This window comes from Mycobacterium attenuatum (assembly GCF_900566085.1).
Lineage (GTDB): Bacteria > Actinomycetota > Actinomycetes > Mycobacteriales > Mycobacteriaceae > Mycobacterium > Mycobacterium attenuatum.
Genome location: NZ_UPHT01000050.1, coordinates 17,671 through 38,431, shown reverse-complemented (window position 1 = coordinate 38,431; position 20,761 = coordinate 17,671). Strand labels below are relative to the sequence as shown.

The 20,761-nt window shown below is 67.0% G+C and carries 9 protein-coding genes (1 of these 9 cut by a window edge); 5 read left to right on the top strand and 4 right to left on the bottom strand.

Annotation, left to right across the window (positions count from 1 at the left end; translation table 11 throughout):
- The 4 genes from mutM to sepIVA form a co-directional block, all read right to left on the bottom strand.
- On the bottom strand, positions 1–599 hold a 599-nt coding region (mutM, locus tag EET13_RS09010; RefSeq protein WP_122441964.1), incomplete at its 3' end, for a DNA-formamidopyrimidine glycosylase.
- Positions 600–1,325, bottom strand: a complete 726-nt coding sequence (gene rnc, locus EET13_RS09005; protein WP_122441963.1) for a ribonuclease III — start codon at positions 1,323–1,325, stop codon at positions 600–602.
- On the bottom strand, positions 1,322–1,915 hold the full coding sequence (locus EET13_RS09000) for a YceD family protein (protein ID WP_122441962.1): 594 nt from the start codon (positions 1,913–1,915) through the stop codon (positions 1,322–1,324). Before EET13_RS09000 ends, rnc begins: the two co-directional genes overlap by 4 nt.
- 83 nt (positions 1,916–1,998) lie before the next feature.
- Positions 1,999–2,736: a cell division protein SepIVA gene (gene sepIVA, locus EET13_RS08995; protein ID WP_122441966.1), complete on the bottom strand. Its 738-nt coding sequence runs from the start codon at positions 2,734–2,736 to the stop codon at positions 1,999–2,001.
- Positions 2,737–2,989: 253 nt separating this feature from the next.
- Here sepIVA and EET13_RS08990 point away from each other — a divergent pair, with 253 nt between their 5' ends.
- The 5 genes from EET13_RS08990 to EET13_RS08970 all read left to right on the top strand — a co-directional run.
- Positions 2,990–3,733: a thioesterase II family protein gene (locus EET13_RS08990; RefSeq protein ID WP_122441961.1), complete on the top strand. Its 744-nt coding sequence runs from the start codon at positions 2,990–2,992 to the stop codon at positions 3,731–3,733.
- A gap of 674 nt (positions 3,734–4,407) precedes the next feature.
- On the top strand, positions 4,408–6,159 hold the full coding sequence (fadD26, locus tag EET13_RS08985) for a long-chain-fatty-acid--AMP ligase FAAL26/FadD26 (protein WP_122441960.1): 1,752 nt from the start codon (positions 4,408–4,410) through the stop codon (positions 6,157–6,159).
- Positions 6,156–11,705 (top strand): type I polyketide synthase, encoded by a 5,550-nt coding sequence (locus EET13_RS08980; RefSeq protein WP_122441959.1) that lies wholly within the window; start codon positions 6,156–6,158, stop codon positions 11,703–11,705. The genes fadD26 and EET13_RS08980 overlap by 4 nt, the downstream gene beginning before the upstream one ends.
- Positions 11,702–16,312, top strand: a complete 4,611-nt coding sequence (locus EET13_RS08975) for a type I polyketide synthase (protein WP_122441958.1) — start codon at positions 11,702–11,704, stop codon at positions 16,310–16,312. Before EET13_RS08980 ends, EET13_RS08975 begins: the two co-directional genes overlap by 4 nt.
- A protein-coding gene (locus EET13_RS08970) for a type I polyketide synthase (protein WP_122441957.1) crosses the window boundary here: on the top strand, positions 16,309–20,761 show its 5' portion. Its footprint extends 2,093 nt past the window's final position; the window shows 4,453 of its 6,546 coding nt (coding positions 1–4,453); the start codon lies at positions 16,309–16,311; the stop codon falls past the right edge of the window. The genes EET13_RS08975 and EET13_RS08970 overlap by 4 nt, the downstream gene beginning before the upstream one ends.

Here is a 20,761-nt window from a genome sequence, read left to right as displayed (position 1 = left end):
GTCAGCGTGGCGGCCAGGCGGGCGCCGTTGACCTTGGCCCGCCACAGCGCCTCGTCGGCGTAGATGTTGCCGATTCCGGAGACCACCTCTTGGTTCAGGAGCTGGCGCTTGAGCTCGGAATGCTTGCGCCGCAACACTTCGACGACGGCTCGGGCGTCGAACCGTGGGTCGAGCGGATCCCGCGCCAGGTGGGTGATCGGTGCCGGCACCACACTGCCGTCCACGGTCACCAGGTCGGCAAGCAGCCATCCGCCGAACGTGCGCTGGTCGGCAAAGCTCAGCACGGTCCCGTCGTCGAGCAGCGCGGAGATCCGGACGTGGTCGGAGCGCGGGACCGTCCCGAGCAGCATCTGCCCACTCATGCCCAGGTGCACGACCAGTGCGCTGTCCGGGCTATCCAGCGTCAACCACAAGTACTTGCCGCGCCGATCGGTTCCGGTGATTCGCGCGCCCAGCAGCCGCGCCGTCAGGTCGGCGGGTCCGGCCTCGTGGCGCCGTACCGCCCGGGGGTGATGGACCCGGACCGCGGCCATCGTCTTGCCCACGACGTGGGCCGCCAAGCCGCGGCGCACCACCTCAACCTCGGGTAGCTCAGGCATCTAGAGCAAGGGTTTTCCAGCCGTGTCCAGCGCCTCCACTGCCTCGAGCGCCTGGTAGGCGGCCGATGCGGCTTTCTGCTCGGCTTCCTTCTTGGAGCGGCCCAAGCCCTGCCCGTATTCGGTGTCCATCACGACGACCACCGCGGTGAACTCCTTGTCGTGGTCCGGGCCGGTGGAGGTGACCAGGTACGACGGGGTTCCCAAGCCGCGCGCCGCGGTCAGCTCCTGCAGGCTGGTCTTCCAGTCCAGCCCGGCGCCCAGCGTCGCCGCGGCGTCCAGCAGCGGTCCGAACAACCTCAGGATCACCTTGCGCGACACCTCGATGCCGTGCTGCAGGTAGATCGCACCCAGCAACGATTCCATGCCGTCGGCCAGGATGCTGGACTTGTCGGCGCCACCGGTATTGGCCTCGCCGCGGCCCAGCAACATGTGCACACCCAGACCGTTGTCGGACAGATTGCGCGCGACGTCGGCCAGCGCTTGGGTATTGACCACGCTGGCCCGCAGCTTGGCCAGGTCGCCTTCGGAGCGTTCGGGGTGGCGGTGATAGAGCTCGTCGGTGATGGTCAGCCCCAGAACCGCGTCACCCAGAAATTCCAGCCGTTCGTTGGTCGGAAGCCCGCCGTTCTCATAGGCATAGCTGCGGTGCGTCAACGCCAGCGACAAGAGCTCATCGGAAAGGTCGACACCGAGCGCGTCGAGCAGAGGCTGTCGGGAGGCCGTCACCGCTCACCTCGATCCGCGGCGTCGGGGCGCTGCGCGGTGAGGATGTCGGCCAGCTTGGCCCACCTGGGGTCGATCTGGTCGTGATGATGGTCGGGCTCAGCGGCCAGTGCGACGCCGCACTGGGGGCACAGCCCGGGGCAGTCGGGGCGGCAGACCGGGGAAAACGGCAGTTCCAGGCCGACCGCGTCGATGATCGACTGCTCGAGATCGATCTTCTCGTCGACGACGTGGCCGACCTCGTCTTCCTCGGTGGTCGCCGCGGTGGTGCTGTCGGGATAGGCGAACAGTTCGGTCAGGACAACTTGTACCCGACCCTGAATGGCGGTCAGGCAGCGAGAGCACTCCCCGGACGTGGGCGCGCCCGCTGTCCCGCTGACCAGAACTCCCTCCGACACCGACTCCACCCGCAGATCCAGGGTCAGCGGCGCACCGCGCTGGATGGCGATCAGCTCCACGCCGATGCGCGCGGGACTGTCTACGGTGTGCTGCACGGTGAACATGGCTCCGGGACGGCGCCCCAGCCGGGCGATGTCAATCGACATCGGCCCTGTCAGACGTCCGTGGGCTGTCTGGCTATGCTGCCTCGACATACGAGAGATCCTACGGCGCGCGTCGTGGTATGGAGCGAATCCGGTGCCCGCCGGGCCGCAGCCGCCTTGCGACGGGAACGCGACTAGCGCGTTGCGTAGTCGTGCGTGCCGGCCGCGGTGCGAAGCTGATGGCGGCCCCGTCCCACGGAGCGCAGTGTGCCGTTGAGCATTTCTTCGAACTCGGCAAGCTTGGTGTCCACATAGACGTCGCATTCGCCGCGCAGCCGGTCGGACTCCGCATGCGCCGTGTCGATCAGGCGGGTCGCCTCGGCGTTGGCCGCCTGCACGACCTCGTTCTGCGACACCAGGCGTTGCTGTTCCTTGATGCCCTCTTGCACCGCCTTCTCATAGGAGATGTTGCCGCTTTCGATCAGTCGGTCGCATTCGGACTTGGCCCGGCTGATGCTTGCCTCGTACTCCCGTTTGGCTGAGGCGGCAATGCGCATCGCCTCCTCCCGGGCGTCCGCGACCATCCGCTCACTGTGTTGGCGCGCTTCGCTCACCATCCGATCGGCCTGGGATTTCGCGTCGGACAGAATCCGGTCCGCCTCCGCGCGGGCATGGTTGAGCATCGAGTCGGCCTCGGTGGTCGCCGCGGAAACCATGGAGTCGGCATGCGCTTTCGCGTCGTGCAACATCGAATCGCGCGCGTCGAGGACATCCTGGGCGTCATCGAGTTCGCCGGGGATCGCGTCTTTGATGTCGTCGATCAGCTCGAGCACATCACCGCGCGGCACGACGCAGCCCGCCGTCATCGGCACGCCACGGGCTTCTTCGACGATTGCGCTCAATTCGTCGAGCGCTTCAAAGACTCGGTACACGGCCATATCCTCCCGGCATCCCTGGCATGATTGTTGTTACCAGTGTGCCTGCTGTTATCTCTGTGACGACGGTGGCAACCTCGGTGTGTCGGCTTGTTTCCGGGCTTGAACCACTCACGGCGGGACCACGCGCCGGCCTGCCGTCGTCCAGCCGCTCCGAACGCGATGTCGTCGGCGCCTCGGCGCAGCGGTTCGGCGACCACGCGGACGGACGTCTGTGTGCGGGTTCGGCGAGCCACGGTAGGGTGGCGCCGTGTACGCCCGCTCGAACGACGGCAAAAGCCCTACCAAAAGCCCTACGTTGTATATCTTTCCGCATGCTGGCGGAACCGCGAAAGACTATGTCGCATTCTCTCGCGAGTTTTCCGGCGACCTGAAGCGAATTGCTGTCCAGTACCCGGGGCAGAACGATCGGTCGGGGCTGCCGCCACTGGAAAGCATTCCGGGCCTGGCTGACGAAGTATTCGCGATGATGAAGCCGACCGCCCCGATCGGCGATCCGGTGGTCTTCTTTGGGCACAGCATGGGCGGAATGCTGGCCTTCGAAGTGGCGTTGAGGTTCCAATCAGCGGGTTACCGCATCCTGGCGCTATTTGTGTCGGCCACCTCGGCACCGGGTCATATCAGATACAAGCAACTCAAGGGTTTCTCCGACAATGAGATGCTGGATTTGGTAGCCCGGGCGACCGGTACAAATCCCGATTTCTTCGCCGACGAAGAATTTCGGGTGGGAGTGCTGCCCACCTTGAGAGCCGTGCGCGCCATTGCGGGTTATACCTGCCCGCCGGAGACAAAAATTTCGTGCCCAATCTATGCATATATCGGGGACAAGGACTGGATCACAACTCGGGAAGACATGGAGCCCTGGCGCGATCGAACGACCGCCGAGTTCGCGATTCGCGTCTACCCCGGGGATCATTTCTATCTCAACAATAATTTGCCAGAGCTGGTCGGCGATATCGAAGACCGAACTCTCCAGCAGCTCCACAAAGCTTAGCTGCGACCACTTGCAGTCGCCCTGGCCATTACCCCACACGCCGGCGGGACTGGCTTCGCCATGGTGATGACGAAGTTCGCCACGGCTCAGGCGCCCCAGCCGCGCCCCAGCCGCATCGGCGGCGGCGACCAGGCGTGGGCCGGTTGGCCGGCGGGCCATCGCGCGCCTGCTGGCCCGTCACCTCGCGCGGGGCTGTGAACTTTGTCACAACGAGACGGCGGTCCCAAACTGCTGGCACCCGCGTGCCAAAATCGAGATACCAACTCTCACTGCACTAGTCATCTGTCACTGATGTATCAAACGTCACATCCAGCACCTCTACTCACAGCGGACTCCCTGGTACAAAGGCTTAATGCAGGTCGGGACTGTCCGCTCGCAGGCGGTAGGATTGGCGGTCGCTGTGGGGAAAGTGTGGATTTTCCAAATACCGCCCGCACCCGTCCCGAGAGGTGGTTACCTTACGTAGACCGACTAGTCGTATGGGGAACGGGGTCATTCTGGGGGCGGTCAGCCTGAGCACGCCGGTGTGCTTCGACAGGGACAGCTGCGCCATCGTCATAGCGGATTAGTCAGCTCAGACTCGCGGGTTTCACCCTGCTGGTCAGTTGCACTGTGCAAGCGATTCGCTTGCGCAACACACAATCAAACCGATAAGTCGATGGGAGTTAAGTGCGATGCCGGTGATCGACTCTTCCTTCCCTGCTTTGCTGAGACAGCGGGCGGATCAGCACGCTGACACCACTGCGTATACGTTCATCGACTACGGACTGGATCCGAAGGGGTTCGCTGAGAGCTTGACGTGGTCGCAGGTGTACGGCCGTGCCTGCACCATCGCTGAAGAACTGAAATTGTACGGGTCGCCCGGCGATCGAGTGGCTATTCTGGCGCCACAGGGTCTGGAATATATCGTCGCATTCCTCGGTGCCCTGCAGGCGGGATTTATCGCAGTTCCGCTGTCGACGCCGCAATACGGTATTCACGACGATCGCGTGTCCGCGGTATTGCGCGACGCCAGCCCGGTCGCCATTCTGACGACGTCGTCGGTAGTGGCGGATGTCACGAAATACGCGAACGCGCAAGACGGGCGCCCCGCGCCGTTCGTCATCGAGGTTGATCTGCTTGATCTGGACTCGCAGCGTCAGTTGGCGGTGCCGCCGCGGCTGTCGACCGGAGCGGCTTATCTGCAGTACACCTCCGGATCCACCCGCACACCGGCCGGCGTCATCGTCTCCCACAAAAACGTTATCGCCAACGTGACACAGAGCCTCTACGGCTATTTCGGCGACCCCGACAATGTCTCGGCCGACACGCTGGTCTCGTGGCTGCCCTTGTTTCACGACATGGGCCTGATCCTGGGAATATGCGCACCGCTGGTCGCGGGTCGAAGCGCCGTGTTAATCAGCCCGATGTCCTTCTTGCGCCGGCCGGCCTGCTGGATGCAATTGCTTGCCAGCGCTGGGCGGTGCTTCTCAGCGGCGCCGAATTTCGCTTTTGAATTGGCCGTGCGGAGGACCTCTGACGAGGACATGGCAGGGCTTGACCTCGGCGACGTGGTCGGAATCGTCAGCGGCAGCGAGCGCATCCACGTAGCCACCGTGAAGCGTTTCACCGAGCGTTTCGCTCGATACAACCTGAGGCCGGCGGCGGTGCGACCCTCCTACGGGCTCGCGGAAGCGACCCTTTACGTGGCGGCTCCCGAGCCGGGCAGTGCGCCCACCACCGTCCGTTTCGACTACGAACAGTTGACTGCCGGACAGGCCAGGCGCATCGGAACCGACGGCCCGGTCGGCACCGAACTCATCAGCTACGGTTCGCCGGACCCGTCGGCGGTGCGCATCGTCGACCCCGAAACCATGGCCGAGAATTCGCCGGGCAAAGTCGGTGAGATCTGGGTGCACGGCGACCATGTGGCACTGGGATATTGGCGCAAGCCGGAGCAGACCGCGCGCACGTTCAACGCCAAGCTGATCAATCCCGCCCCGCCAGCCCCCAAGGGACCGTGGTTGCGCACCGGAGACCTGGGCGTCATATCCGAGGGCGAACTGTTCATCATGGGCCGCATCAAAGACCTCCTCATCGTCGACGGCCGCAACCACTATCCCGACGACATCGAAGCGACGATCCAGGAGATCACCGGTGGCCGCGTCGCGGCGATAGCGGTGCCGGACGACATCACCGAGCAGCTGGTCGCGATCATCGAGCTGAAGCGACGAGGAGCGTCGGCAGAAGACGCCATGCGAAAGCTACGTTCGGTCAAGCGGGAAGTCACGTCGGCGATTTCGAGGTGTCACAGCTTGCGCGTGGCTGACCTGGTTCTGGTCTCGCCCGGGTCGATTCCGATCACCACCAGCGGCAAGGTCCGCCGTTCGGCCTGCGTCGAACGGTATCGGCGCGACGGATTCAAACGCCTGGACGTGAGCGCATGACGGCGAGCATCAATGACGAAGCTGACCTTCGCCATTGGCTTGTCGACTATTTGGTGACAAATATCGGGTGCACACCCGATGAGGTCGACCCCAATCTGTCACTGGCCGATCTCGGGGTCAGTTCGCGCGACGCGGTGGTGCTGTCCGGCGAGTTGACCGAGTTGCTGGGCAAGACCGTATCCCCCATCGACTTCTGGGAACACCCGACGATCAACTCCCTGGCAGCGTATCTCACGGCGCCCGAGCCCCATTTCGAGTCGGACTCGGCGCTCAACCGCCCCGGTCGAAGCTCGTTGGAAGAGCCGATCGCCGTGATCGGCATGGGCTGTCGGTTCCCCGGCGGGATCACCGGCCCGGATACGTTGTGGCAGTTTCTTTGTGACCGCCGTTCGGCGATCGGGCAGGTCCCCGACCAACGGTGGGAACAGTTCGACGACGGCTCCCTGGAAGTACGGGCACTGCTGGACCGCACCACGCGGTGGGGCTCATTCCTGCCCGATATCGACGCGTTCGACGCCGAGTTCTTCGAGATCTCCCCCAGCGAAGCGGACAAGATGGACCCCCAGCAGCGTCTTCTTCTGGAAGTCGCCTGGGAAGCCTTGGAGCACGCCGGGATTGCGCCCAGCTCGCTGCGGCGTTCGCAGACAGGAGTTTTCGCCGGGTCGTGCTTGAGCGAATACGGCGCTATTGCCTCCACCGACCTATCACAGGTTGACGGGTGGAGCAATACCGGTGGCGCGATGAGCATCATCGCCAACCGCCTTTCGTATTTCCTCGACCTGCGCGGCCCGTCCGTGGCGGTGGATACCGCATGCTCGTCGTCACTGGTGGCGATCCACCTGGCCTGTCAGGGCCTTCGGACGCAGGACTGCAACCTGGCCATCGCCGCCGGAGTGAATTTGTTGCTGTCCCCGGCGGTATTTCGCGGTTTCGACCAAGTCGGTGCGCTGTCGCCCACCGGTCATTGCCGCGCATTCGATGCCGCCGCCGACGGGTTCGTGCGCGGCGAAGGTGCCGGGGTGGTGGTACTCAAGCGGCTGACCGACGCGCAACGCGACGGTGATCGCGTGCTGGCGGTGATCTGCGGTTCGGCCGTCAACCAGGACGGCAGATCCAACGGGCTCATGGCCCCCAACCCGGCGGCCCAGATGGCCGTGCTGCGCGCCGCCTACACCAACGCGGGGATGCAGCCCAACGAAGTCGACTTCGTCGAAGCTCACGGTACCGGCACGCTGCTGGGCGATCCGATCGAAGCCCGGGCACTGGGCACCGTGCTGGGCCGCGGACGCCCCGAGGACGCTCCCCTGCTCATCGGCGCCGTCAAGACCAATCTCGGTCACACCGAGGCAGCGGCCGGCATCGCCGGCTTCATCAAAACGGTGCTGGCGGTACAGCATGGGCGGATTCCGCCGAACCAACGCTTCGAAAGTCCCAACCCGCACATCCCGTTTGCCGACCTGCGGATGAAAGTCGTCGACACGCTGACGGAATGGCCGGAGACAAGCCACCCGCGCCGCGCCGGTGTGTCGTCCTTCGGATTCGGCGGCACCAACGCGCACGTGGTGATCGAACAGGGTCAGGAACTGTCGCCGCCGCGTGGGCATGACCCGGATCCGGCCGTGTCGACACTGGTGGTGGCGGGTAAGACGGCGCAACGGGTGGCCGCGACGGCCGGGGTGCTAGCCGACTGGATGGAGGGCCCCGGCGCCGAGGTGCCGTTGGCCGATGTCGCCCACACCGTCAATCATCACCGGTCCCGGCAGGCCAAGTTCGGCACCGTGGTCGCGCGGGAGCGGACCCAGGCGGTAGCCGGCTTACGCGCGCTGGCTGCCGGGCAGCACTCCCCCGCAGTGGTTGGGCCGCAGGAGGGTTCGCCGGGTCCGGGCACGGTGTTCGTCTATTCCGGTCGCGGCTGGCAATGGGCCGGCATGGGCCGCCGGCTACTGGTTGACGAGCCCGCCTTCGCTGAGGCGATCGCCGAGCTGGAGCCGGTGTTTGTCGAGCAGGCCGGCTTCTCGCTGCACGACGTGCTGGCCAACGGTAAGGACCTGATCGGCATCGAGCAGATTCAGTTGGGTCTGATCGGCACCCAGCTGGCGCTCACCGCGCTGTGGCGCTCCCACGGGGTGCAACCCGACGCGGTGATCGGCCACTCGATGGGCGAGGTGGCCGCCGCCGTGGTCGCCGGAGCGCTGACGCCCGCGGAGGGCTTGCGGGTGACTGCGACGAGGGCTCGGCTGATGGCGCCGCTGTCCGGTCAGGGCGGCATGGCCCTGCTCGAACTCGACGCCACCGAGACCAAGGCGCTCATCGCCGACTATCCGCACGTGACGCTGGGAATTTACAACTCGCCGCGCCAGACCGTGATCGCCGGTCCCACCGGGCAGATCGACGAGTTGATCGGCCGGGTGCGGGCCCGCGATCGCTTCGCCAGCCGCGTCAATATCGAAGTGGCCCCGCACAATCCGGCCATGGACGCGCTGCAGCCGATGATGCGTTCGCAGCTGGCGGATTTGAACCCGCAGACCCCGACGATTCCGGTCATCTCCACCACCTACGACGACGTCGACACCCGCCCGGTGTTCGACGCCGAGCACTGGGCAACCAACATGCGCAGCCCGGTGCATTTCCAGCAGGCGGTCGCGCGTGCCGGCAACAACCACCACACCTTCATCGAGATCAGCGCGCACCCGCTGCTGACCCAGGCCGTCATGGACACGCTGCGCGGCGCCCAGCACGGAACCCGATACACCAGTGTCGGCACCCTGCAACGCGACAGCGACGACACCATCACCTTCCGCACCAATCTCAACACCGTCCACACCGACCACCCCCCGCACACACCGCACCCGCCCGAGCCGCACCCCGCCATCCCGACTACCCCTTGGCAGCACGGCCGTCACTGGATCACGCCCAAGCGCCCGGCCCATATTTCCGGCGCCGCGCCGGTAGCGGGCACCCTGCTGGGCCAACGCACCTCGGTCATGTCCAGTCCGCCGTCTCACCTCTGGCAGGCCAGGCTGGCCCCGGATGCAAAGCCTTACCGCGGCCGGTATCGATTCCACGGGGTCGAACTCGTCCCGGCCTCCGTTGTGCTGCACACAATGGTTTCCGCGGCAACCGAATTGGGCTACCGGGTGCTGACCGACATCCGGTTCGAGCAACCCATTTTCGCCGACCAGCCGCGACTGATCCAGGTGGTCGCCGACAACCAGTCGGTGAGTGTGGCCTCGATTCCGGCCGCCGAAGCGTCGTCCAACCGGTGGACACGGCATGCGACCGCACGCCTTACCTCAGCACCGTTATCACCAGCGGCCGTGCACTCAGAGGCTAACCCTCACCGGAGCCGTCGCGGCGGCGAGATTCCAGACGTTGCAGCGCTGTTCGCGATCCATGGCGTCGACGGCCTGCCCTTCACCTGGTCCGTGGATTCATGGGCGCCCCAGGACACCGGGCTCGTCGTCGGGGTCGAGCTTCCCGAGGCACTGCCCGAGGGCTCGATCGCACCGCTGCTCGACGCCGCGGTGCACATCGGGGCGCTGGCCGACGACACCGACCCGCGACTTCACGTACCGGCCGGCATCGAGCAGATATGGTTCGGCGACGCCGTAGCGGCACCGCGCGCCTCGCTGACACTCGACCGCACCGCTCGCGACAGCGACGGGACCACCCTCGATGTCACCATCGCCGCCCGCGGCGAGGCGGCCGGTGTGTCGATACGTGCACTTCGCTACCGGGCGCTCGATTTCGGCGACGGGCAACCGCTGGCCGAGAGCTCCGACGCCAGGAGCTTCGTGCACACGATCGACTGGCAACCGCGCGCGGATGTCGTTGACGCGCAAGCCCACCCGGCATCGGCGATCGGCCCGCAGCCCGTCGCGGTGATCGGTGCCGACGGCGCTTCGCTGCGGCTGCAACTGGAGAACCAGGGATACCGGCCCGCCGCGGTGCCCGATGCCCGTTATCTGCTTTACGTCGCCGATGCCCGACCGGTAACCGACGACGAGACCGACGTCGAATTCAGCGTGCGGGTCACCGCCGAAATCGGCGCTCTGGTAAGAACTCTGGCGGCAGAAGGCGCCGAAAGATCCGCCGCGCTGTGGATCGTCACCCGCGGAGTCCACGAATCGGTGACCCCGTCCGCGCTGCGCCAGAGCTTCTTGTGGGGTCTTGCCGGCGTCATCGCCGCCGAACATCCCGAGCTGTGGGGCGGCCTGGTCGATCTCGCCGCCGGCGCCGACCTGGCTGAATCCGCGCCGCTACTTGCCGAGCTGCTTGCGGCGCCAAGCAAGTCGATCCTGGTGGCACGCGCCGGTGTGGTGCTCACACCGGCGTTGGCGCCGGTGCGCGGAACGCCCGTGCGCCAACCATTGCAATGCCGGCCGGACGCGGCCTATCTCATCACCGGAGGAATGGGGGCGCTGGGTCTGCTGATGGCCGATTGGCTCGCCGACCGCGGCGCCCGCCGGCTGGTCCTGACCGGTCGTACCCCGTTGCCACCGCGACGGGACTGGGAACTCGACACCCTCGACGGCGAACTGCGAAAGAAGATCGACGCCATCCGTGCCCTGGAAATGCGCGGCGTGACGGTCGAAGCCGTCGCGGTCGACGTCGGATGCCGCGCGGACGTGCAGGCCCTGCTGACCAAGCGCGATCGCGACGGAGCTGCGCCGATTCGCGGGATCATCCACGCCGCCGGTGTCACCAACGATCAGCTGGTGACGCAGCTGACCGAGGATGCGGTGCGACAGGTGGTGTGGCCCAAGGTCGCCGGCAGCCAGGTGCTGAACGAGGCGTTCCCAGCCGGCAGCGTGGACTTCTTCTTCCTGACGGCGTCGGCTGCGGGGATATTCGGCATCCCCGGGCAGGGTTCGTATGCGGCTGCCAACGCCTACCTGGACGCCTTGGCGCGGGCGCGCCGCCAACAGGGCTGCCACACCATGAGCCTGGACTGGGTCGCATGGCGAGGGCTCGGTTTCGCCGCCGACGCTCAGATCGTCAGCGAAGAGTTGAAGCGCATGGGTTCACGCGACATCACGGCGCCGGAAGCTTTCACCGCGTGGGAATACGCCGACGGTTATGACGTCGCGCAGGCGGTTGTGGTGCCGGTGCCCTCGACGGCCGCCGTGCCGGGAGCCGTCGGTGCGGCTGCGCATCTGAAGCCGGCGCAGGACTGGTCGCAAATGCCGGCCACCGCGGTGCGCACCGAACTCGAGAAAGGTTTGCGCCGCATCATCGCCGCCGAACTGCGGCTGCCAGAAACCGACCTGGACACCGACAGGCCGTTCGCGGAACTGGGGCTCAACTCGTTGATGGCGATGGCGATTCGGCGCGAAGCCGAGCAATTCGTCGGGATAGAGCTGTCGGCGACCATGCTGTTCAATCATCCTACCGTGGCAACGTTGGCCCGGTACCTCACTAATCGCGTTGCTCCGCAACAGGATTCGTCAGCAGACGAGATGGCCGCGCTGTCCGCCTCGGCGGGAAGCGTCTTGGACAGCCTGTTCGACCGCATCGAATCAACGTCGGCCGAGGGCGAAAGGTGATACGCACGGCCTTCAGCCGGATCTCCGGTATGAGCGCACAGCAACGCGCCACCTTGGCCGAGGAGTTCACCAAGATCTCCCGGATCGCGGTGGCCGAGCCCGTCGCGGTGGTGGGCATCGGATGCCGTTTTCCTGGCGATGCCACCGACCCGGACAGCTTCTGGGACTTGCTGATAGAAGGTCGTAACGCGATCTCGCGGGTGCCGGCCGATCGGTGGGACGCGGACGCCTTCTACGACCCCGACCCCTTGGCCCCGGGCCGGATGACCACCAAGTGGGGCGGTTTCGTACCCGACGTCGCCGGCTTCGATGCCGAGTTTTTCGGCATCACCCCTCGCGAAGCCGCCGCCATGGACCCCCAGCAGCGGATGCTGCTCGAGGTGTCCTGGGAAGCCCTCGAACATGCCGGCATACCGCCGGATTCGCTGGCCGGCACCCGAACCGGCGTGATGATGGGCGTGTATTTCAACGAATACCAGTCCATGCTGGCGGCCAGCCCGGAAAACGTGGACGCCTACAGCGGCACCGGCAACGCCCACAGCATCACCGTGGGTCGCATCTCGTACCTGCTGGGACTGCGCGGTCCCGCGGTGGCGGTGGACACCGCGTGCTCGTCGTCGTTGGTGGCGGTCCACCTGGCCTGCCAGAGCCTGCGACTGCGCGAAACCGACCTGGCCCTGGCCGGGGGCGTCAGCATCACCCTTCGGCCCGAGACTCAAATCGCAATTTCGGCGTGGGGGCTGCTGTCGCCGCAGGGCCGGTGCGCCACCTTCGACGCCGCGGCCGACGGATTCGTGCGCGGTGAGGGTGCCGGCGTGGTGGTGCTGAAGCGGTTGACCGACGCGGTGCGCGACGGCGACCGCGTCCTGGCGGTGGTGCGCGGCTCGGCGGTCAACCAGGACGGTCGCTCCAACGGGGTGACTGCGCCGAATACCGCGGCCCAGTGCGACGTGATCGCCGATGCGCTGCGATCCGGTGACGTGGCCCCCGAAAGCGTGAACTATGTCGAAGCCCACGGAACCGGCACGGTGCTGGGCGATCCGATCGAGTTCGAGGCGCTGGCGTCGACGTACGGCCGGGGCCAGGGTTCGTGCGCGCTGGGCGCCGTGAAGACCAATATCGGCCATCTGGAGGCAGCAGCCGGGATCGCGGGATTCATCAAGGCCGCACTGGCCGTGCAACACGCCACGATCCCGCCGAATCTGCATTTCTCGCAATGGAATCCAGGTATCAACGCCGCGCCGACGCGGTTCTTCGTTCCCACCGAGAACACCAGATGGCCGGCCACCGAAGGTGGCGGCGGGCCACGGCGAGCCGCGGTGTCGTCGTTCGGATTGGGCGGGACGAACGCGCACGTCATCATCGAGCAGGGTCCCGAACTGACACCGGCAAGTGGTGCCGCCGGCAGCCACCCGGACACCCATCCCGACGCCGAGGTGTCGTCGCTGGTGGTGACGGGCAAGTCCGCACAGCGGGTGGCCGCCACGGCGGCGGTGCTGGCCGAATGGATGGACGGCCCGGGCGCCGCGGTCGCCCTGGCGGATGTGGCCCATACGGTCAATCACCACCGCGCGCGGCACGCCAAGCACGGCATCGTGGTGGCCCGCCAACGCGGGCAGGCGGTGGCCGGGCTGCGCGCCCTGGCGGCCGGGCAGCACTCCCCCGGCGTAGTCCGCCCACCGGACGGATCACGCGGTCCGGGAACGGTATTCGTCTACTCCGGCCGTGGGTCGCAATGGGCCGGCATGGGCCGCCAATTGCTGGCCGACGAGCCCGCGTTCGCCGCTGCGGTGGCCGAATTGGAGCCGGTGTTCGTCGAACAGGCCGGGTTCTCGCTGCATGAGGTCATTGCCGGCGGCCTCGAATTGGTCGGTATCGAGCGGATTCAATTAGGTCTCATCGGCATGCAGCTGACGTTGACCCAGCTGTGGCGTTCCTACGGGGTGCAGCCCGACCTGGTGATCGGCCACTCCATGGGCGAGGTGGCCGCCGCTGTGGTCGCCGGAGCCCTGACCCCCGCCGAAGGATTGCGGGTTACCGCCACTCGTTCGCGACTGATGGCGCCGCTGTCCGGGCAGGGTGGCATGGCCATGCTCGGCCTAGGCGCCGAGCAGACCGAAGCGCTGATCGCCGACTACCCGCAAGTGACGCTGGGCATCTACAACTCCCCGCGCCAGACCGTGATCGCCGGGCCCACCGCGCAGATCGACGAGCTGATCGCCCGGGTACGCGCGCAGAATCGCTTCGCCAGCCGGGTGAATATCGAAGTGGCTCCGCATAATCCGGCGATGGACGCGCTACAGCCCCAGATGCGCTCGGAGCTGGCCGATTTGACCCCGCGCACCCCGACGATCCCGATCATCTCGACCACTTATGAGAACCTCGACACCCGACCGGCCTTCGATGCCGAGCACTGGGCCACCAACATGCGTAACCCGGTGCGGTTCCAGCAGGCGATCGCGGGAGCCGGCGCCCAAACCTTCATCGAGATCAGCGCACACCCGCTGCTGACCCAGGCCATCGCCGACACGCTGGAAGCCACGCGCCCGGAACCGGCGATATACGCGAATATCGGTACGCTGCAACGCGACACCGACGACACCGTCACATTCCGCACCAACCTCTACACCGTCCTGGACCACCCACCGCAGACCCCGCATCCGCCGGAGCCGCACCCCGCCATCCCCACCACCCCGTGGCAACACACCCGCCACTGGATCACCGCGGCGGCGGGTGCCGGACGTCGGACTCCTAACACGGTCGCGGCGCCCGGACAGGTGCGCTCCGAGAACGGCACGCTCGACGATTGGTGCTACGAACTGGCCTGGCCGGCCCTCCCGGCACCGGACACCGACACGTCAAACCCCGCCCGCTGGCTCGTGGTGGCAGATGCCGGACTATGCGCTGAAATGCGCCGCGCCGCCGGTGCAGACTCCCGGGTGGAGCTCCTGGCCCAGGCGGCGCTGGCCGCAGACGGCGATCCGGGCACACTGCTGGAAGCGCTGCGCAACGTGGACCACGTGCTCTACGCACCGCCGGTCGGCGACGACCCGCTTGATGTTGCCCAGGCCTACCGGCTATTCCACGCGACGCGAAGGCTTTCCGCCGCGATGGCCGGCAGCGGCTCGCCAGCGAAGTTGTTCATCGTCACCCGCAACGCCCAACCCGTCGCGGACGGCGACCGGGCCAACCCCGGCCATGCGGTGCTGTGGGGCCTGGGCCGTTCACTGGCGCTGGAGCATCCCGAAATCTGGGGCGGGCTCATCGATCTCGACGACTCGGTGCCCACGGCACTGGCCGCCCGGCAGGTACTGGCCACCGCCGGCAGTGCCGACGAGGAAGACCAGGTCGTGTACCGGCTGGGCACCCGCCTGGTGCCCAGGCTGCGGTGGCGTTCGGTGACCACCGAACCGGTCACGCTGAGTTATGACACCAGCCAACTGGTGATCGGGGCTACCGGCAACATCGGGCCGCATCTGATCCGCCGGCTCGCCCAGATGGGCGCCGGCACCGTCGTCGCGGTCTCACGCAACCCCGGTGACCGGCTGCACGAGTTGGCTGAAACCCTTGCCGCAGAAGGCAAGAACCTCGTCACGGTGGCCGCGGATGCCACCGACGAAGACGCCATGACGGCGCTGTTCGACCGGTTCGGCGCCGACTTGCCGCCACTGGAGGGCATCTATCTGGCTGCCTTCGCCGGACAGCCGGTCCTGCTCAGCGAGATGACCTACGACGACGTCACGGCCATGTTCGCGCCCAAGCTTGATGCCGCCGCCCTGTTGCACCGGCTGTCGGTGACGACGCCGGTGCGCCACTTCGTGCTGTTCTCCTCCATTTCGGGTTTGACCGGTTCGCGGTGGCTGGCCCACTACACCGCGACCAGCGGATACCTGGACGCCCTGGCGTATGCGCGCCGGGTGATGGGGCTGCCGGCCACCGTCGTCGATTGGGGCTTGTGGAAGTCCCTGGCTGACGCTGAACATCAGGCCGGCCAGGTCAGTGTCGGATCCGGGCTGCTGCCCATGGACGACGAGATCGCCATCGGCGCGCTGCCGCTGGTGCTCAACCCGCAGGCCGGCGTGCGCACCGCCGTGGTCGCCGCGGATTGGCCGCTGCTGGCGGCTGCATATCGCACCAGAGGGTCGCTGCGTATCGTCGACGACCTGCTGCCGGCGCCGGCAGATGTCGCGTTGCCGGAAAGCGAATTCCGCAAAGCCCTGCGTGATCGCCAGGCCGAACGACGCCACGACATGCTGTTCGACCATGTCGCCGGCCTGGCCGCCACGGTGATGGGAATGCCCGCGACCGCGACACTGGACCCGGCGGCGGGCTTCTTCCAGCTCGGCATGGATTCGCTGATGAGCGTCACGCTGCAGCGGTCGCTGTCGGAAAGCCTCGGCGAGTTCCTGCCCGCGTCGGTGGTTTTCGACTACCCGACGGTGTACAGCCTCACCGACTATCTGGCCACCATCCTGCCCGAGCTTCTCGAAACGAGCCAGGCAACGGGAACCGCGGCATCCGATCAGCCGGCTGTCGAGACCTACGAAGAATTCACCGAAGACGAGTTGCTGGAACAGCTTTCCGAACGACTAAGGGGAACGCGATGACCGCCGCGACACCCGATCGCCGAGCGATCATTACCGAGGCGCTGCACAAAATCGACGACCTTACGGCCCGCCTGGAGCTCGCTGAAAAGTCCAGCACCGAACCGATCGCGGTGGTGGGCATGGGCTGCCGGTTCCCGGGTGCGGTGGACAACCCCGAGCGGTTTTGGGAGTTGTTGCGCGACGGCCGAAATGGCATCGTCCGGGTGCCCGCCGAGCGTTGGGATGCAGACGCGTACTACACCGACGATCACACCGTGCCCGGGACCATCTGCAGCCGGGACGGCGGATTCCTCACCGGCTGGCAGCCGTCCGAATTCGATGCCGAGTTCTTCTCGATTTCGCCGCGTGAGGCCGCGGCGATGGACCCCCAGCAGCGGTTGTTGATCGAGGTCGCCTGGGAAGCGTTGGAGGACGCGGGCGTTGCGCCGCACACCATCCGCGGCACCCAAACCTCGGTGTTCGTCGGTGTGACCGCCTACGACTACATGCTGACCCTGGCGGGCCGGCTGCGGCCCGAAGACCTCGACGCCTACATCCCCACCGGAAACTCGGCGAACTTCGCGGCCGGACGGCTGGCCTACATCCTGGGCGCTCGGGGTCCCGCGGTGGTGATCGACACGGCCTGCTCGTCGTCGTTGGTGGCGGTGCACCTGGCATGTCAGAGCCTGCGCTTGCGCGAAAGCGACATGGCGTTGGTCGGTGGGACCAACCTGCTGCTCAGCCCGGGACCGAGCATCGCGTGCTCACGATGGGGGATGCTGTCGCCCGAGGGGCAGTGCAAGACCTTCGACGTGTCCGCCGACGGGTATGTGCGCGGTGAAGGCGCGGGCGTCGTCGTGCTCAAGCGGTTGGACGATGCCATGCGCGACGGCGACCGTATCCTGGCGGTGGTACGCGGCTCGGCCGTCAACCAGGACGGCGCCAGCAGCGGAGTGACCGTGCCCAACGGCCCTGCTCAGCAAGCTTTGCTGCGCACCGCGTTGACGTCGTCGAGGCTCGATCCTGCCGACATCGACTACATCGAAGCCCACGGCACCGGTACCCCGTTGGGGGACCCGATCGAACTCGATTCGCTGAGCAAGGTTTTCAGTGATCGGCGCAACTGCGAGCCCCTGGTGATCGGCTCGGTGAAGACCAACCTCGGTCACCTAGAAGCCGCGGCCGGTGTCGCCGGCTTCATGAAGGCCGTGCTCGCCGTGAACAACGGCTACATTCCGCGGCATCTGAACTTTCGGCAGCTGACACCGCATGCCAGCGAGGCCGCAACTCGGCTGACCATCGCGACCGACGGCATGGCCTGGCCGGACACCGGTCGGCCGCGCCGGGCCGGAGTGTCGTCGTTCGGTGTCAGCGGGACGAACGCGCATGTGGTGATCGAGCAGGCGCCCGCCCCGGTGACTGCCGCCCGGCAGGACCCGGTGCCGGCGGTGTCGACGCTGGTGGTGTCGGGCAAGACGCCGCAGCGGGTGGCCGCGACCGCGTCGGTGCTGGCCGACTGGCTGGATGGCCCCGGCGCCGAGGTGCCGCTGGCCGATGTCGCACACACGCTCAACCATCACCGGGCCCGGCACGGCAAGTTCGCCACGGTCGCGGCCGTCGACCGGGGCCAGGCGGTGGCGGGACTGCGCGCACTGGCCGCGGGTGAATCCGCCCCCGGCCTGGTCGCGCCCCGGGACGGCTCGATCGGCCCCGGCACGGTATTCGTCTACTCGGGACGCGGGTCTCAGTGGGTCGGCATGGGCCGCCAACTGCTGGCCGACGAACCGGCCTTCGCCGCCGCAATCGCCGAACTTGAGCCGGATTTCGTTGCGCAGAGCGGATTTTCGCTACACGACGTGATCGCCGAAGGCAAAGAGCTCGTCGGCATCGAGCAGATCCAGCTGGGGCTGATCGGTATGCAGCTGGCGCTGACCGCGCTGTGGCGCTCCTACGGGGTGCAACCCGATCTGGTGATAGGCCACTCGATGGGTGAGGTGGCCGCCGCGGTGGTCGCCGGTGCGCTGACGCCGGCGCAGGGCCTGCGGGTCACCGCCACTCGGGCCCGCCTGATGGCCCCGTTGTCCGGGGAGGGCGCGATGGCGTTGCTGGAACTCGACGCCGCCGAGACGCAGGCGCTTATCGCCGACTACCCGCAAGTGAGTCTGGGGATCTACGCCTCACCACGGCAAACCGCGATAGCCGGACCGCCGCAGCAGATCGACGCGCTCATCGAGACGGTGCGTCAACGCGACGGCTACGGCACTCGAGTGAGCATCGAGGTGGCCCCGCACAACGCGGCCATGGATCCGCTGCAGCCGCAGATGCGTTGCGAGCTGGCCGATCTCACCCCGCGACAGCCCACCATCCCGATCATCTCGACCACCTACCCCGACCTGGGTGCGGGGTTGGTTTCGGGCCCCGTCTTCGATGCCGAGCACTGGGCGACCAACATGCGCAACCCGGTCCACTTCCAGCAGGCCATCGCCCGGGCCAGTACCGATCACCACATGTTCATCGAGATCAGCCCGCACCCGCTGCTGACCCACTCGATCAGCGACACCCTCAACAGCGCCACCGATTCGGCCGATCACCGTACCGACTATCTGATCGTGGGCACGCTGCAACGCGACACCCACGACACCCTGACCTTTCACACCAACGTCAACACCACGCACACCAACCGCCCACCGCAAACGCCCCATCCGCCCGAACCGCACCCCGCGCTGCCCACCACCCCGTGGCAGCACACCCGCCACTGGGTGGACGCCGCATCGCCTTCCGGGGCCGCATATCACCTGGCCGACGTTCATCCGCTGCTCGGCGTCGGTGTCACCGACCCCACCAACGGCATCCGGGTCTGGGAAAGCCAGCTCGACCCGGACCTGTTGTGGCTCGGCGATCACGTCATCGACGATCTGGTCGTGCTGCCCGGTGCGGCCTATGCCGAGGTCGCGCTGGCGGCCGCTACCGACACATTCGGAGCCGAGCCCGACGAACCCTGGATGATCTGCGAGCTCGATCTTCATCAGATGCTGCACGTGACCGCGGGCACCGTGCTGGTCACCACACTCACCGGCGACCAGCAACGCTGCCGGATCGACATACGCACCCGCAGTGGATCTTCGGAATGGACTACCCACGCCACCGCCACCGTTGCGCGTGCCGAGCGATTCGAGCCGTCCGACCCGCGCACCGGGGTCACCCCGGGCGATCCCGCAACCGAACTCGACCCCGACGACTTGTACCAGCGCCTGCGCGGCGCCGGCCAGCAGCACGGGCCGGCGTTCCAGGGCATCATGGGACTGGCCGTCGAGCAATCCGGCGCGGCCCGCGCCCAGGTGCGGCTACCGTCGTCGGCCCGAACGGGTTCGCGCGACTTCTTGCTGCATCCGGTCATGATGGATATCGCACTGCAAACGCTGGGCGCCACCCGGATGGCAACCGATCTGGCCGGCGGGCAGGCCGCCCGGAAATCCTTGGTGGTGCCGGTGCGCTACGCCGGCGTGCACGTGTACGGCGATATCACCCGGGGTGTCTGCGCCATCGGCAGCCTGTCCGTGACCGAGGGTTCGGACCGGCTGGCCGGCGAGGTGGTTCTGACGGATTCGGATGGCCGGCCACTGCTGGTGATCGACGAGGTCGAAATGGCGGTGCTCGGATCCGGTGGCGGTGCAACGGAATTCGGCAATCGCCTGTTCACGCTGGAGTGGGAGCTTGTCCCGCTGCCCACAGCCGCCGGCCTGCCCGGGGCGCTGTTGATGATCGGTGATCCCGCGAGCGACCCGCTGCTGTCCGCGCTGCAGTCGTCGCTAGCCGAGCGCACCGAGGTGGCGGTGGTCTCGCCGCACGACGAAGCGGCGCTACGCCAGGCGATCACCCAATCGGACACCGCCTGGGACGGCATCGTCATGGTCTGTCCGCCCCGCAGCGTCGACGAATCGTTGCCCGACGACGCTCAGCTGGAGCTGGCGCGGACGCGCACGCTGCTGATCGCTCGCGTGGTGGAGACCGTGACGCGGATGGGCACCCGCAAGAGCCCACGGCTGTGGATCGTCACCCGCGGTGCCCAGCAGGTCGATCCCACCGACTCGGTCACGTTGGCGCAGACCGAGTTACGGGGAATCGCCCGGGTGCTCACGTTCGAGCATTCGGAGCTGAAGGCCACACTCGTCGACGTCGAACCGGACGGCACCGGCGCACTGGCCGACTTGGCAGAAGAGTTGCTCACCGGTTGCGACCACGACGAGGTCGCCTACCGCGACGGGCAACGCTACGTGAACCGGCTGGTGCCCGCGCCCACCACGACGAAGGGCGATCTCGCCGCCGAATCCCGGCGCACCGTCGTGAACCTCGACGGCACAGGGCCTTGCGGGGGCGCGGTGCGGCTGCAGATCGACCAGCCCGGCCGGCTGGACGCGCTCACGGTCCACGAGGTGAAACGGCCCAGGCCGCAAGGCGATCAGGTCGAGG

Coding starts and splice junctions, on each gene's coding strand:
- EET13_RS08980 (WP_122441959.1), top strand. CDS start 6,156: ATGACGGCGAGCATCAATGACGAAGCTGACCTTCGCCATTGGCTTGTC.
- fadD26 (WP_122441960.1), top strand. CDS start 4,408: ATGCCGGTGATCGACTCTTCCTTCCCTGCTTTGCTGAGACAGCGGGCG.
- EET13_RS09000 (WP_122441962.1), bottom strand. CDS start 1,915: ATGTCGAGGCAGCATAGCCAGACAGCCCACGGACGTCTGACAGGGCCG.